Source organism: Micropruina sp. (assembly GCF_047606365.1).
Classification (GTDB): Bacteria; Actinomycetota; Actinomycetes; order Propionibacteriales; family Propionibacteriaceae; genus Micropruina.
The window spans coordinates 54,584-68,231 of sequence record NZ_JASGEN010000039.1; the positions used below are offsets into that span (position 1 = coordinate 54,584).

General features: G+C 68.9%; 13 protein-coding genes. 7 read left to right on the forward strand and 6 right to left on the reverse strand.

Features of this window, described 5'->3' with window-relative positions; all coding sequences use genetic code 11:
• Positions 1–50: 50 nt before the first annotated feature.
• On the forward strand, positions 51–1,250 hold the full coding sequence (locus QM624_RS05565) for an enolase C-terminal domain-like protein (protein WP_415089594.1): 1,200 nt from the start codon (positions 51–53) through the stop codon (positions 1,248–1,250).
• Between the two features lie 18 nt (positions 1,251–1,268).
• On the opposite strand, the gene QM624_RS05570 is transcribed toward QM624_RS05565, so the two are convergent.
• The 5 genes from QM624_RS05570 to QM624_RS05590 form a co-directional block, all read right to left on the reverse strand.
• Positions 1,269–1,976, reverse strand: a complete 708-nt coding sequence (locus tag QM624_RS05570) for a GntR family transcriptional regulator (protein WP_415089596.1) — start codon at positions 1,974–1,976, stop codon at positions 1,269–1,271.
• A gap of 145 nt (positions 1,977–2,121) precedes the next feature.
• A complete protein-coding gene (locus QM624_RS05575) occupies positions 2,122–3,603 on the reverse strand; it encodes a dihydrolipoamide acetyltransferase family protein (protein WP_415089598.1) in 1,482 nt (493 codons plus the stop codon).
• A gap of 10 nt (positions 3,604–3,613) precedes the next feature.
• Entirely contained in the window at positions 3,614–4,588 is a 975-nt protein-coding gene (locus QM624_RS05580; RefSeq protein ID WP_415089600.1) for an alpha-ketoacid dehydrogenase subunit beta, read from the reverse strand.
• A complete protein-coding gene (locus tag QM624_RS05585; protein ID WP_415089602.1) occupies positions 4,588–5,739 on the reverse strand; it encodes a thiamine pyrophosphate-dependent dehydrogenase E1 component subunit alpha in 1,152 nt (383 codons plus the stop codon). Before QM624_RS05585 ends, QM624_RS05580 begins: the two co-directional genes overlap by 1 nt.
• 290 nt (positions 5,740–6,029) lie before the next feature.
• Positions 6,030–6,362: a hypothetical protein gene (locus QM624_RS05590; RefSeq protein WP_415089604.1), complete on the reverse strand. Its 333-nt coding sequence runs from the start codon at positions 6,360–6,362 to the stop codon at positions 6,030–6,032.
• 146 nt (positions 6,363–6,508) lie between these two features.
• Between QM624_RS05590 and QM624_RS05595 the strand changes: the two genes are divergently transcribed.
• The 5 genes from QM624_RS05595 (at position 6,509) to QM624_RS05615 (ending at position 11,981) form a co-directional block, all read left to right on the forward strand.
• Entirely contained in the window at positions 6,509–6,715 is a 207-nt protein-coding gene (locus QM624_RS05595; RefSeq protein ID WP_415089606.1) for a hypothetical protein, read from the forward strand.
• 133 nt (positions 6,716–6,848) lie between these two features.
• Entirely contained in the window at positions 6,849–7,814 is a 966-nt protein-coding gene (locus tag QM624_RS05600) for a LysR family transcriptional regulator (RefSeq protein ID WP_415089608.1), read from the forward strand.
• Between the two features lie 88 nt (positions 7,815–7,902).
• Positions 7,903–9,087 carry an AAA family ATPase gene (locus tag QM624_RS05605; RefSeq protein ID WP_415089610.1) on the forward strand — a complete coding sequence of 395 codons (1,185 nt, stop codon included), beginning with the start codon at positions 7,903–7,905 and terminating at the stop codon, positions 9,085–9,087.
• 123 nt (positions 9,088–9,210) lie between these two features.
• Entirely contained in the window at positions 9,211–10,953 is a 1,743-nt protein-coding gene (locus QM624_RS05610; protein WP_415089612.1) for a cation:proton antiporter, read from the forward strand.
• Between the two features lie 53 nt (positions 10,954–11,006).
• Entirely contained in the window at positions 11,007–11,981 is a 975-nt protein-coding gene (locus tag QM624_RS05615) for a DUF4349 domain-containing protein (protein ID WP_415089614.1), read from the forward strand.
• On the opposite strand, the gene QM624_RS05620 is transcribed toward QM624_RS05615, so the two are convergent.
• On the reverse strand, positions 11,889–12,857 hold the full coding sequence (locus QM624_RS05620; RefSeq protein WP_415089616.1) for a YeiH family protein: 969 nt from the start codon (positions 12,855–12,857) through the stop codon (positions 11,889–11,891). The genes QM624_RS05615 and QM624_RS05620 overlap by 93 nt on opposite strands.
• 152 nt (positions 12,858–13,009) lie before the next feature.
• Here QM624_RS05620 and QM624_RS05625 point away from each other — a divergent pair.
• The coding region (locus tag QM624_RS05625; protein WP_415089618.1) for a LysR family transcriptional regulator at positions 13,010–13,648 on the forward strand (639 nt) is incomplete at its 3' end.

Here is a 13,648-nt window from a genome sequence, read left to right on the forward strand (position 1 = left end):
CCGGCGCAGCCGGTTGAATAGCGGCGCAGACATGCAGCGAAAGGATCCTGATGACCCCCAGCACGATCACCCAGGTCGAGGCCATCGTGACGAAGCCAGACAAGCACAACCTGGTGGTCGTGCGAGTTACCACCGACGCCGGCGCCTGGGGTCTCGGCTGCGCCACCTTCCAGTTCCGCCCATGGGCCGTCCGGAGCGCCGTCGACGACTACCTCCGGCCGCTGCTTTTGGGGCGTGACGCCAATGACATCGAGGACCTGTGGCACGTGATGCGCATGAGTTCGTACTGGCGCAACGGCCCGGTGCTCAACAACGCCATCGCGGGGGTCGATATGGCCCTGTGGGACATCAAGGGAAAGCTGGCGGGGATGCCGCTGTATCAGCTTCTCGGCGGACGGTCGCGAACGGCCATCCCCGCCTACGCCCACGCGGTAGCCGATGATCTGGGCGGCCTCTACACCCAGATCGACAGGCACCTCGCCGACGGCTACCGCCACGTCCGGGTCCAGTTGGGCTTCTACGGCGGTAATGCGACAGATCTGCAGGCGCCCGAGAACCCGCTGCCCGGCAGCTACTACGACCCGCGCCAGTACGCGGCCACTACGCTACGGCTGTTCAAGGCGGTCCGCGACCGCTACGGCGACGACATCGAGTTGCTGCACGACGTGCACGAGCGATTCAACCCGTCCGACGCGATCCGGTTCGCGAAAGAGTGCGAGCCTTTCGGCCTGTACTTCCTCGAGGACGTTCTGCCGCTTGAGCAGACCGCCTGGTACGAGAAGCTGCGGGCCCAGACATCGACCCCGATCGCAACGGGCGAACTGTTCAACAATCCCAAGGAGTGGGAGGAACTAGTCGTGCGTCGCCAGATCGATTTCCTGCGCATCCATGTCTCGCAGATCGGAGGCATCACGCCTGCTCTCAAGGTGGCCCACTTCGCCGATGCCATGGGCATCCGGCTGGCCTGGCACACGCCGTCCGACATCACTCCGGTCGGTTTGGCGGTCAATACCCACCTGAACGTTCACCTGCACAATGCGAGCGTGCAGGAGAACCTCGACGTGCAGCCGAATACAGCGGCGATGTTCGCGGGCTACCCGGTGCAATCCCGCGGGTTCCTGCGGCCTTCCGACGAGCCCGGCATCGGTGTCTCATTCGACGTGGATGCGGCCGCCGAGTTCCCAGGGGTGTTCAAGGAGCACCCCTGGACCACCAGTCGCACCGCCGACGGCACGCTCGTCACCCCGTGACGAGGCGCGGCTCTCGATCTAGAGCCGCGCCTGGTGCACCTCGCGGTCGAACCGGCTGATGTAGGACACCTCATAGTTCAGCGCGATCATCTCGCTGTGTGCGAAGACGCGACCGTCGGTCAGCACCCCGCGGCTATCGATGGCCATCGCCGGGGCTCCCCGGCGACACTCCAGGATGCTCGCGTCCTGTCGAGTCACGGTCACCGGCCGATAGCTCGTCATGTAGTGCGAGATGCGGTAGCCGGCCCCCTCCACGAACCCCTGAACCGACTTCTCCAGAACGGCGTCCGACAAGGTCGGGAACATGGCTGCGGGCATCACCGTGCGCTCAATCTGGGAGCTCACCCCGTCAATGATTCGCAGTCGGTCGAACTGCCAGATCTCACCACCGGAGGGCAGCTGGAAGAGGAGAGCCTCATCGGCGCTCGGGGACGTGCGGTTCAGGTGCAGCACGCGCGAGTCGATCTGTTCGTACGGCGTTCGGGTCATCGTGTTGTAGATCAGAGGATTCTTACGCAGGCCCTCGCGCACGTAGGTGCCCGAACCCTGCGTGGAGCTGAGCGCTCCGATCAGCGTGAGGTTCTCGATCACCGCCTGAATGGTGAACCTCGAGACGCCGTACTCACGCGCGAACTCCCGCTGGGTCGGCAGCTTTCCCGACGGCCATTGCTGGCGGAAGATGCGACTCAAGACGTCGGCCACGATGAAGTCGACTTTCTTACCCATGAGCCACACCCAGATTCGTCTAGAAGAGCCGGTCGTCCCGGACGAATCTAGACGATGCGCCCGTCGTCGCGATTGCGCCGCAAATATGGATCGGGACCGGGCACCGACTACCGTGCCCGATCCCGATCCTTATTTGCCGCAGGGTTCAGAACATCATCGCCAGGCCGGGATCGGCCAGGATCGCCGCCACATCGCTGAGGAACTTCGACGCGAGCTCGCCGTCCACCAGCCGGTGGTCGAAGGTCAGCGACAGCGTGCACACCGAACGGATCACCATCTGTTCGTCGGCACCCTTCCCGATCACCCACGGACGGCGGGCGATGGTGCCGAGGCACATGATCGCCGACTCGCCCAGATTGAGGATCGGCGTGCCGCCATCCACGCCGAAGACGCCCACGTTGGTGATGGTGAAGGTGCCGCCCTGCATGTCCTCGGCGGAGACCTTTCCCGACTTCGCCACCTGCACCATGTTGTGCAGCGCCTCGGCCAACTGCAGCAGGTTCATCGTGTTCGCCTGCTTGATGTTCGGCACCAGCAGCCCGCGCGGGGTGGCCGCGGCGATGCCGAGGTTGACGTCCTCGTTGCGGACGATCTCGGTGGCGGCCATGTCGAGGGTCGAGTTGATGTCGGGGTTGCGGGCGATCGCCAGGCAGGCGGCCTTGGCGAAGATCAGCAGCGGCGAGACCCGTAGCCCGGCGAACTCGCGGCGTGCCCGCAGCCGCTCCACCAGCTCCATCGAGGCGGTCACGTCGGTCTGCATGATCACCGTCGCGGTGGGCACCTTGTACGACTCGGCCATGGTGCGGGCCATCTCGCGGCGGACGCCCTTGAGCGGCACCCGCGAGGTCACCCCGGTCTGAGCCTCGGGCGTCCCGCGGGAGAGCACGGCTGCGGTGAGCACGTCGTCAGAGGTGATCGTGCCGCCCGGCCCGGTGCCGATCACGGCGTCCAGGTCGAGACCGAGGTCGCGGGCCAGCCGGCGCACCGGCGGTTTGGCCAGCGCCCGCTTGGCGGCCGACGGCGGCTTGGGGGTCTTGCCCGGACGGGGCAGCGGCTCGCCGCTGGCCTCGGCGCTGAGCGGTCCGGTGGTGGTCGACTGATCGATCGGACGGGACACCGGCTGGTCGGCGGCATACGAGTCGTGCACCTGGTCGGTGACCGGGCCGATCGGCTTGCCGACCCCGCCCGCGGTCTTGCGCGGACGCCGCGCCAGCGACGACGACTTCGTGCCGTAGCCGACCAGGAACGCCTCGGATTCCGGGGCGGGCTCGGCCGAGCCGGTCTGGGTGGCGGCTGCAGCCTCGGCGGGCTGCGCAGCCGGAGCCTCAGCAGGCTGAGCCGGTGGCGCATCGGTGACCTCGGTCGGCGCCTGCGGCGCAGCAGGTGCGGCGACCCCGTCGTCGATCAGCACGATCGGGGCACCCACCTCGACGGTCGCGCCCTCGTCGACCATCAGCCGGGCGATCCGGCCGGCCCACGGCGAGGGCAGCTCGACGATCGACTTCGACGTCTCGATCTCGACCAGGATGTCGTTGACCTTGACCTCGTCGCCCTCGGAGACGACCCAGCGGACGATGTCGGCCTCGACCAGTCCCTCGCCGGGATCGGGCAGGTGGAATTCCTTCATCGCATTCTCCTCAGTAGGCCATGGATCGGTCGACGGCGTCGAGCACCCGATCGAGGTCGGGCAGGTAGGCGGATTCCACCCGGCTGGGCGGATACGGAATGTCATACCCGGTGACCCGCAGCACCGGCGCCTCCAATGAGTAGAAGCATGCCTGCTGCAGCCGGGCGGCGATCTCGGAGCCCATGCCCAGCGTCATCGCCGCCTCGTGGACGACGATCGCCCGTCCGGTCTTGGTCACCGACTCGATCACCGTGGGCATGTCGAGCGGCGCCAGCGAGCGGAGGTCGATCACTTCGATGTTGCGACCCTCTTCGCCGGCGGCGAGCGCCGCCTCGACGCAGGTGCGCACCATCGGTCCGTAGGTGATCAGGGTGAGGTCGTCGCCGGGTTTCACCACACGCGCCTGGAACAGCGGCATCGGTTCGATCTCGGTGTCGACCTCGCCCTTCTCGTGATAGCGCCGCTTGGGCTCGAAGAACACGATCGGGTTGTTCGAGGCGATGGCCTGCTGCATCATCCAGTAGGCGTCCAGCGGGTTCGAGCAGGTGACCACCTTCAGGCCCGGCGTGTGCGCGAAATAGGCCTCCGGCGATTCCGAATGGTGCTCGATCGCACCGATGCCGCCGCCGTAGGGAATGCGGATCACGATCGGCATCTTCAGGTGCCCATGGGTGCGGAAGTAGAGCCGTGACACCTGCGAGATGATCTGGTCGTAGGCCGGGTAGACGAAGCCGTCGAACTGGATCTCGACGACCGGCCGGTAGCCGCGCATCGCCAGGCCGACCGCGGTGCCGAGAATGCCCGATTCGGCCAGCGGCGAGTCGATCACCCGGTCGGGGCCGAAGTCACGCTGCAGGTGCTCGGTGATCCGGAACACACCGCCGAGCTTGCCGATGTCCTCGCCGGCCAGCAGCACCTTGGGGTCGGCCTCCAGGGCCCGACGCAGGCCGGCGTTGAGCGCCTTCGCGAGAGTCATGGTCGCCATCAGAACGCCTCCTGAACCTGGACGTGGGTCTCGTCATCGGTGTCGGCGTCCGGATGATCGGCGAAGCCGGCCTCGTATTCGAGATACTCGTCACGCTGCTCGAGCAGCACCTCGCCCGGGTCGATCACCGTGTGATCGAAGAACTCCTCCAGGGTCGGCTCGCGCAGCGTCAGGCAACCTTCCCGGACGCGGACCGCCAACTCTTCGCATTCGGCGTCCAAGGCGTCGAGCCAGGCCTGGTCGATGGCACCACGGTTCTGCAGGTAGGTCTGCACCCGACTGATCGGGTCGCGCTGGCGCCACTGCTCGGTCTCGTCGTTGCTGCGGTACTTGGTCGGGTCGTCCGAGGTGGTGTGGGCACCCATCCGGTAGGTGTAGGCCTCGATCAGCGCCGGACCCTTGCCACGCCGCGCCCGGTCGAGCGCCCAACTGGTGACGGCATGCACGGCGAGGACGTCGTTGCCGTCGACCCGGACGCCGGGGAAACCGAAGCCGGACGCCCGGCGGTACAGCGGGATCTTCGACTGCAGCGCGATCGGTTCGGAGATCGCCCACTGGTTGTTCTGGCAGAAGAACACCACCGGCGCCGTGTACGAGGCGGCGAAGATGAACGCCTCATTGACGTCGCCCTGGCTGGTGGCCCCGTCGCCGAAATAGACCACCGCGGCGCCGTTGGCATCGGGGTCGGCGTTGCCCACCAGACCGTCGCGTTGCAGGCCCATCGCGTAGCCGACGGCGTGCAGTGTCTGGGTGCCGATCACGAAGCTGTAGACGTGCATGCCGGGAACGTCGTTGGCCCACGGTGCCATCGCGGTGCCCCGGAAGGTGCTCAGCATCTCGACCGGGTCGACCCCCAGGTGCAGCGCGATCGCGTGTTCGCGGTAGGAGGGAAAGACGTAGTCGGGCAGCCGGGTGGCGCTGGCCGAGCCGACCTGGGCGGCCTCCTGGCCCAACGCCGGCGGCCACAGGCCGAGCTCGCCCTTGCGCTGCAGCGCCGTCGCCTCGCTGTCGAAGCGCCGGGCCAGGATCATCTCGCGCAGGTAGCCGGCGATGGTCTCGTAGCTGCCCTCGAAACTGAAGTCGGGGTGCTGAACGCGCTCACCGTCGGGGGTGAGCAGCTGGACGAAGTCATCTACAGCGGGTTCGGACACGTCGGATCCTTTCGGGTCGCACGAACCGGGAAATTCTGCGTGCGCTGCGCCAACTTACCGGTTACGTAACCGTAGGTCAAAGGTCGCTGCGAGGCGCCGGCGGGTGATTGCTGGTCGATCACGAGCGACGTCAGGCTCCTCTCCGCGGGCCTCCTCGCCCGCGTTGCCCATCCTCCACCTCACGGCGTCCGGGGTCGAGACCCCGCGCCACGGTGTCGTCGCGACGACCATCTGCCGTCACCGCATCGAGGGCGCCGCGCCCGTCGACGATCTACGCCGGGCGTCTCGGACTATCGCCAGCCCGACCCGGACGCCGGGCCGTCACCGTAGTGATAGAAGCCGATCTCCACCTCACCCGAGGGACGCGGATAGCGCTCGTACCCGTCCGTCGCCGCGGGGGATTCGCGGGCATGCCTGGCCTCCGCCCGCGCACGCTCGATCATGGTCTTCTCGATCTCGCGGCGGCTCAGCCGTCCGGTCGCGTGCAACTCCTCCAACGCCTGCAGATAGGACTGTCGGCGCGCGGAGGGCCACGAATCGACCGTCTCGGCGGTGCGGGGGTACTGCTCGACGCCCCACAGCGGATCGCCCACACCGCCTGGCGCTGCCTCGCGTCCGCTCATGTCGGGAGCATAGATCGGCCGTGCGAACGCCCCTCTCCCTCCCTCCATGAGTTCAGTACAGCTTCACGATGATGAAGAAATCAGCGCTGGTGCTAATCAGTGAGTAGGGCCAGGCTGGAATCCAGATCAATCTGGAGGAGGCCGTGATGACAGGCATCGAGTTCGTGCTCGCGGTGGCGATCTTCATTCCCGTGGCGTGGCAGTTGGAGGCCACCCATCGGCGCACCCGCGACCTGCCCCGCATCCCGTTCGGAGCGGACGCCGAATCTGAGGCGTCCGCCAAGTACCGCCGGCAGATCGCCGAACTCCGGCAACTGAGCCAACTGGCCGCCGGCTCCGAGCGACAAGGATGACCAGCGAACTCCACGACGGCCGTCGGTGCCTCCGCCCGCGAAGTCATCTGAGCGCTCCGCTCACCATGAAGCAGCGCTGCTGTTTCGACCTCTATTCGGTGGCCGTGTTACCTCGTGCTCTACGGTGACGCTCATGATGGATCTCCAGCGACTCCGGATCTACCGCGCGGTCGTCGCCGCCGGCTCCATCCAGGGCGCGGCCGCGAATCTGGGCTATACGCCGTCCGCGGTCAGCCAGCAGGTGGCGGCCCTGAGCCGGGAGACCGGGTTGGCGCTGGTCGGCAAGGCCGGACGCGGTATCGAACCCACCGACGCAGGCCTCGAGTTGGTGGCCGCGGCCGAGCGGCTGTTCGGTGAGCTCGCCGAGGTCGAGGCACGGGTGTCCGATCTGCGCGAAGGACGGGCCGGCTCGCTCAGCATGGCCTACTTCACGTCCGCGGCGATGGCGTGGATCCCCGGCATCGTGCGCCGGGTGCTGGCGGAGCACCCCCGGTTGCGGCTCGATCTTCGCGTCTTGGAGATGCCCACCGGCGAAGGTGAACACGTCGACGTCGAGGTGCTGGTGGGGTCACGCGACTTCGCCGCCCCGCCGGGCTTCCACTCCCACCATCTCCTGGACGAGCCCTACGTCGCCGTGCTGCCGCAGAACCACCCCCTCGCCGGACGCGATGAGGTCGACCTGGCCGAACTCGCCGGTGAGCGATGGATCGCGCACGACTCGGAGGAATCCTGGTGCGTGATCAACCTGCACCGGGCCGCCGTATCGGCCGGGTTCTCCCCGCCCTACTCGGTGCGGACGGCGAACCACCCCACCGCGATCGCCTTCGTCGCCGCCGGCATCGGCATCGCTGTGATGCCGCGCCTGTGCACCATCGACCTGCCGGCCGGCGTCGCGGGGGTCACGGTGACCAATCCCACACCGACACGCTCCATCCACCTGATGGTCCGGCGGGCGGTCGAGTCCTCCCCCGCCGTACAACTCGTCGTCGGAGGCTTGCTCTCCCACGCGCGGACGGCGTCCGAGGGCTCGGCGGGATCGGCCAACGAATCTCAACGCTCCCCGAACTACTTAGGGCTCGCTGAATTCGGCGAGCCCTAAGTAGTTCGGCGAGCGCGAGGGTGGGGTGGCTCTGCGACACTCTGGCTCAATCTGCCGTCAGCGCTAGAGAAGGCCATACAGTCCCATCGTGGACCCGATCAGAAACCCGTACGCGCCGGGCGCCGGCCAGCGGCCGCCCGAACTGGCCGGACGCGACCCGCAGTTGGAGGCGTTCCGCTTCGTCATCGAACGCATCGCCCGGGGCCGTCCGGAGCGCTCCATCGTGCTGGTCGGGCTGCGCGGCGTCGGCAAGACCGTGCTGCTCAACGCCACCCGGTCGCTGGCCGTCCGAGCCGGCTGGGGAACCGGGAAGCTGGAGGCCCGCCCCGACCAGGGCATTCGCCGTCCGCTCGGGGCGGCGCTGCACATGGCCATCCGTGAACTCGGCCACCCGGACGCCACCGCCGTCCTGTCCACCCTGAAGGCCTTCGTGGAACGCGCCGCGCCGCCGAACACCAAGGCCTACGACCGGTGGAACTCGGGCATCAGCGCGCCGTCCATCGCGGGCCGGGCCGACTCGGGCGACATCGAGATCGATCTGGTCGAACTGCTCACCGACGTGGCCGGACTGGCCGCTGACCAGGGCAAAGGCGTCGCGGTGTTCATCGACGAGATGCAGGATCTGGGTGCCGACGACGTCTCGGCACTCTGCGCCGCCTGTCACGAACTCGGCCAGCAGAGCCTGCCGCTGATCGTCGTGGGCGCCGGGCTGCCGCATCTGCCAGCGGTGCTGAGCGCGTCCAAATCGTACTCGGAACGGCTGTTCTCCTACGCCCGGATCGACCGGCTGGATCGTGAGTCGGCCGATCTGGCGCTGGTCGCACCGGCCGCGGACGAGGGTGCCGCGTTCACCCCCGAGGCCCTGGACGCCATGTACCGGGTCACCGGCGGCTACCCGTACTTCGTTCAGGCCTACGGCAAGGTGGTCTGGGACCTGGCGCCGAGTTCGCCGATCACCGCCGAGGACGTCGCGGTCGCCGCACCCGAGGCCGAGCACGAACTCGCGGTGGGCTTCTTCGGATCGCGGCTGGAGCGGGCCACGGCCGCCGAACGGGAGTATCTGCGGGCGATGGCGGACGCCGATGCCGACGACACCGGCACTGTGCCGTCCGCGCTGGTCGCCCAGACGCTGGGCCGCAAGCCGCAGTCCCTCTCCCCCGCCCGCGATGCGCTGATCAAGAAGGGTCTGATCTACGCCAGTGAGCGCGGCCGGATCGCGTTCACCGTGCCGCACTTCGGACGCTTCCTGCGCGCCCAGGCCGAGGCGGCCTGAGCTTCCGCGGCCACGCGGACCGATCCGCCGGGTCGGGCTTGTCGAGACCCGAGCCGCGCAGATTTCGACAGGCTCGAGCAACGGCTGGTGGCCGTGCGTGCGCCGGAACGGCATGCTGAACCAGTGGAAGCCGAACACGTCGTCATCCTGCTGACCGCCGTCCTGTTGTGCGTCGCGGCGACGTCGGCGCTGAGCGGGCTGATCCGGGTCGCCGCTCCCCTGCTGCTGGTGGTCATCGGCGGGGTGGTCGGGTTCCTGCCCGGCGTGCCGAGCCTGGAGGTCGATCCCGAGTGGATCCTGATCGGCGTGCTGCCCCCGCTGCTGTTCTCGGCAGCCGCGTCCATGCCGGCGATGAGTTTCCGCCGGGAGTTCCGCTCGATCGCGGGCCTGTCGGTGGTGTTGGTCGTACTCAGCAGCCTGTTGCTGGGCTGGTTCTTCAGCGCCAGCCTGGACATCTCGCTGGCCTGGGGCATCGCGCTGGGTGCCATCGTCAGCCCCACCGACGCCGTCGCCACCGCGATTGCCCGCCGGGTAGGCGTCCCGCAGCGGGTGCTCACCATGCTGGAGGGTGAGAGCCTGCTCAACGACGCCAGCGCGCTGGTGCTACTACGTTCGGCGATCGCCGCCGCGGCCGGCGGCATCGCGCTCGGCGGAGTCGTGCTGGACTTCCTGTGGGCGGTGACCGCCGCGGCGCTGATCGGATTCGGGGTCGGCTGGCTGCATCTGTGGCTGCGCTCCAAACTCACCGAAACCGCTCCCTCGACCGTCATCTCCTACGCGGCGCCGTTCATGGCCGCTGTTCCCGCTGAGCAGCTGGGGGCGTCCGGTTTGGTCGCCGCGGTGGTGGCCGGGCTGATCTCCGGCTACGGCGCTCCGCGGCTGCTCTCACCGTGGGCCCGGCTCTCCGATTCGCAGAACTGGAAGACCGTCGAGTTGGTGCTCGAGAGCGGCATCTTCCTGCTGATGGGCCTGCAACTGCACGGCCTGATCACCCATTCCGATCACAATCACAGCACCGCCCTCACCGTGGCCTGGGTGGCTGCGGTGGGTTGGCTGGGGTCGGTGCTGATCCGTGGCGTCTATGTGGTGAGCCTGGTCACCGGCATGTCGCGACGCACCCAGCGCCGACTTAGTCGCCAGGAACGCATGAACCTGTGGGCCGACTATCTGGAGCAACGGTTGGCGAACCCGGACGCCGTCCCCGAACCTCCGCTCATCGGCGGGCCACAGGTCCCCGCCGATCCACGACGTGCGGCCGCTATGCGCAAGGCCGCCAAGAAGGCGGCCGCAAGGGGGGCCAAGGGCAAGGGACGCCGGTCACCCTGGAGCCCCGAGCGAATCACCCAGGTGCTCACCCGGGTGCGGCGCGAGCGGGCCACCATCGACTACCTGGTCAGCAACCCGATCGGACCCCGCGAAGGCGGCCTGCTGGTCTGGGCCGGAATGCGCGGCGCGGTCTCACTGGCCGCCGCCCAGACGCTGCCGTCCGACACCCCGGGACGCCCGATGCTGCTGCTGGTCGCCTTCGCGCTGGCCGGTGGTTCGCTGCTGGTGCAGGGCGCCACGCTGCCGCTGGTGGTGCGCTGGCTGAGCCGTCCGGCCACCGACGAGGATCGCCAGGGCGATGCCGACGAGCGGGACCGGTTGTTCGATCTGATGCGGCAGACCGCCGAGCAGGAACGCGCCCGCGAGTCCGGACGCGGGCTGAAGCGGGTCGAACTCGACGTGCTGCAAGCCCAACGGACGGCGCTGCTGGACGCCCGCGACGACGGCGTCTTCGACGCCGAGGTGCTCAGCCACGCGTTGGCCGTGGTCGACGCCGAGCAGATCGGGCTCGAATTGCGCGGCTCACCCGAGGACGGCTGAGCTCAAGCCGCCGGCTCCTGCAACAACACGGCGGCCTGCTGCGTGGTGGAGGCATGAGCACCTCTCGATTCTCACTGTGGCTACCTGCTGTGCTGCTCTCGTCGGTGGTCGGCCTGGTCGGCTGCACCCAGACGAGCCCCTCCTACTCCGCGCCCGAATCGGGACCTGCCGGAGACGGACCGGCGCCGGCTGCGACGATGGCGCCGTCCGAGGCGGGGCCGACCACCAATCGCCAGGTGGCCCGCACGGCCGCCCTGTCGCTGCGCTGCGCCGACCTGAACGCGACCGCCGAGCAACTGCGGCAGCTGGCCGAGAGCATGGGCGGCTATGTGGCGTCCGAGTCGATCTGGACGAGCGCGAACACCACCAGCGGCAACTCGCGGATCGTGCTCAGCGTGCCCAGCGAGAACCTCGACCGGTTCCTGACCGAGGCCGCGAAGCTCGGCGAGCTGGTCACCCGCTCGGTGACCGCCCGCGACGTCACCGAGCAGGTGGTCGATGTGGATGCCCGGATCCGCACCCTGCGTGAGTCGATCAGCCGGATCCGGGCACTGATGGACAAGGCCGGCTCGGTTACCGAGATCGCCAAGGTCGAGGAGGAACTCACCAGCAGGCAGTCCGAGCTGGAGTCGCTGCTGGCCAAGCAGAAGGCGCTGAAGAACCAGGTGGAGCGCGCGCCGGTGACCGTGACGCTGCTCAGGACCGGACAGTCCGACACTCCGCAGAACCCGCTGCTGATCGGTCTCATCCAGGGCTGGGAGGCGCTGCAGAGCTCGGTCGCGGCGCTGTTCGTGCTGATCGGCGGGCTGCTGCCGTTCGCCCTGGTGGCGGGGGTGATCGGCTGGCCGATCGTGCGTCGGTACCGGCGCCGGGCGGCCGCGCGGAAGGCGGCCTCTGCTGGGTCTCGCGCGGACTCCGCAGATGAGGCTCGGACTTCAGGCGAGTCGGCAGGTGAGCAGCCCGAGCCCGCCGACCACGACGGTGGCGATCAGTCCGAGCAGCACAGGTCGGACGCCGGCCCGGCGTAGCACCGAGAGGTGCAGCGAGGTGCCGAGCGCGAACATCGCCGCGGCCAGCAGTCCGGTCTGCAGCAGGCTCGCCAACTGCAGCACCGGCGCCGACAGTATGCCGAGGCTGCGGACTACGACGGCCGCCAGGAATCCGACCACGAACAGCGGCACCAGCGGCTGCTTGCCGGCTGCCGCGGTGCGTCCGCCGCGTTGCCCGATCGAGATGGCGGCCAGCACCGGCGCCAGCAACAGCACCCGGGCCAGCTTGACGACGACGGCGACCTTGAGCGCGGGTTCGCCGATGATGCCGGCGGTGGCGATCACCTGCGCCACCTCGTGCACCGACGCCCCTGCCCAGATGCCGGCGGAAGTCGCGTCCAGCCCGAGCAGCGCGGACGCCGCCGGCAGCACGGCGATCATCGCCGTCCCGTAGGCGACCACCAGGGCCACCGCGGTGGCGGTCTCGTCGCTGCTGCGTCGCCGCAACACACCTTCCGCGCCGGCCACCGCGGCCGCTCCGCAGATCGAGAAGCCGCAGGCGATCAGCAGCGACTGGGTGCGGCTCACGCCGAGCAGCCGTCCGGCCAGCAGGGTGGCCGCGATGCCGCCGGCCACGACGATCAGCACCCCGACCAGCACCGGCCAGCCCAGCCCGGCGATGTCGGCGACGGACAGTTGCAGCCCCAGCAGCACGACCCCGAGCCGGAGCAACCGCCGCGACGCGATCTGGACGCCGGGCGCGACCGCCTCATCGAAGCCGCCGCGTCCGCCGATGACGTTGGCGACCACGGCGCCCAGCACGATCGCCACCAGCAGCGGACTGACGGCCGGCACCAGTTGCTGGCCGACCAGGGTGACCACGGCAGCACCACAGCAGAGCACCAGCCCGGGCACCGGCGAGCCCTGCCGCAACCGCCCCCGAACGGCCGCAGGTGCTTCGGGTTGTCGAACCGGACGGGAACTCTGCTGTGGCACCCCTCTACCATCCGCCGTCCAGGCATATCTGAGTAGACGGTACTTTCGCATGACAGTCATACGATGTCGATATGACCGTGGAGTTTCCGCCGCACCACTACCCGACGGTGGCCGATCTCGCCGTGCTGGTCGCCACCGTCGAGCACGGCGGTGTGGGAGCGGCCGCCCGTGCGCTCGACATGGCCCAGCCGAACGCCAGTCGTGCCCTGCGCCGGCTGGAACGCCTGCTGCGCCTCGAGTTGCTGACCCGCAGCGCCACCGGCACCGCCCCCACCCGGGACGGCGCACTCGTCGTCGACTGGGCTCGGCGAGTGCTCGAGGCGAACCAGCAACTGCTGCTGGGTGCCGCAGCCATCGGACGTGGTCACGCCGGCAGCGTCCGGGTGGCCGCAAGCCAGACCATCGCCGAGGAGCTGCTGCCGCGCTGGCTGGCGGCACTGCGCGCCGAGCACCCGGGGGCCGACGTGTCGCTGACCGTGGCCAACTCCCAGGAGGTCGGACGCCTGCTCAGCGCCGGCACCACGCTCGGTTTCGTGGAGAGCCCCGATCTGCCCGACAGCCTGGCGGTGCCGGTCGCCACCCACGAGATCACCACCGATCGGCTGGTGGTGGTCGTGGCGCCCGGACATGAGTGGGCGCGCCGCACCCGGCCGGTGCCGCTGGCCGAGCTGATGGAGACGCCGCTGGTGGTCCGCGAGCCCGGATCGGGC

Coding starts and splice junctions, on each gene's coding strand:
- QM624_RS05565 (WP_415089594.1), top strand. CDS start 51: ATGACCCCCAGCACGATCACCCAGGTCGAGGCCATCGTGACGAAGCCA.
- QM624_RS05570 (WP_415089596.1), bottom strand. CDS start 1,976: ATGGGTAAGAAAGTCGACTTCATCGTGGCCGACGTCTTGAGTCGCATC.
- QM624_RS05575 (WP_415089598.1), bottom strand. CDS start 3,603: ATGAAGGAATTCCACCTGCCCGATCCCGGCGAGGGACTGGTCGAGGCC.
- QM624_RS05580 (WP_415089600.1), bottom strand. CDS start 4,588: ATGGCGACCATGACTCTCGCGAAGGCGCTCAACGCCGGCCTGCGTCGG.
- QM624_RS05590 (WP_415089604.1), bottom strand. CDS start 6,362: ATGAGCGGACGCGAGGCAGCGCCAGGCGGTGTGGGCGATCCGCTGTGG.
- QM624_RS05595 (WP_415089606.1), top strand. CDS start 6,509: ATGACAGGCATCGAGTTCGTGCTCGCGGTGGCGATCTTCATTCCCGTG.
- QM624_RS05600 (WP_415089608.1), top strand. CDS start 6,849: ATGATGGATCTCCAGCGACTCCGGATCTACCGCGCGGTCGTCGCCGCC.
- QM624_RS05615 (WP_415089614.1), top strand. CDS start 11,007: ATGAGCACCTCTCGATTCTCACTGTGGCTACCTGCTGTGCTGCTCTCG.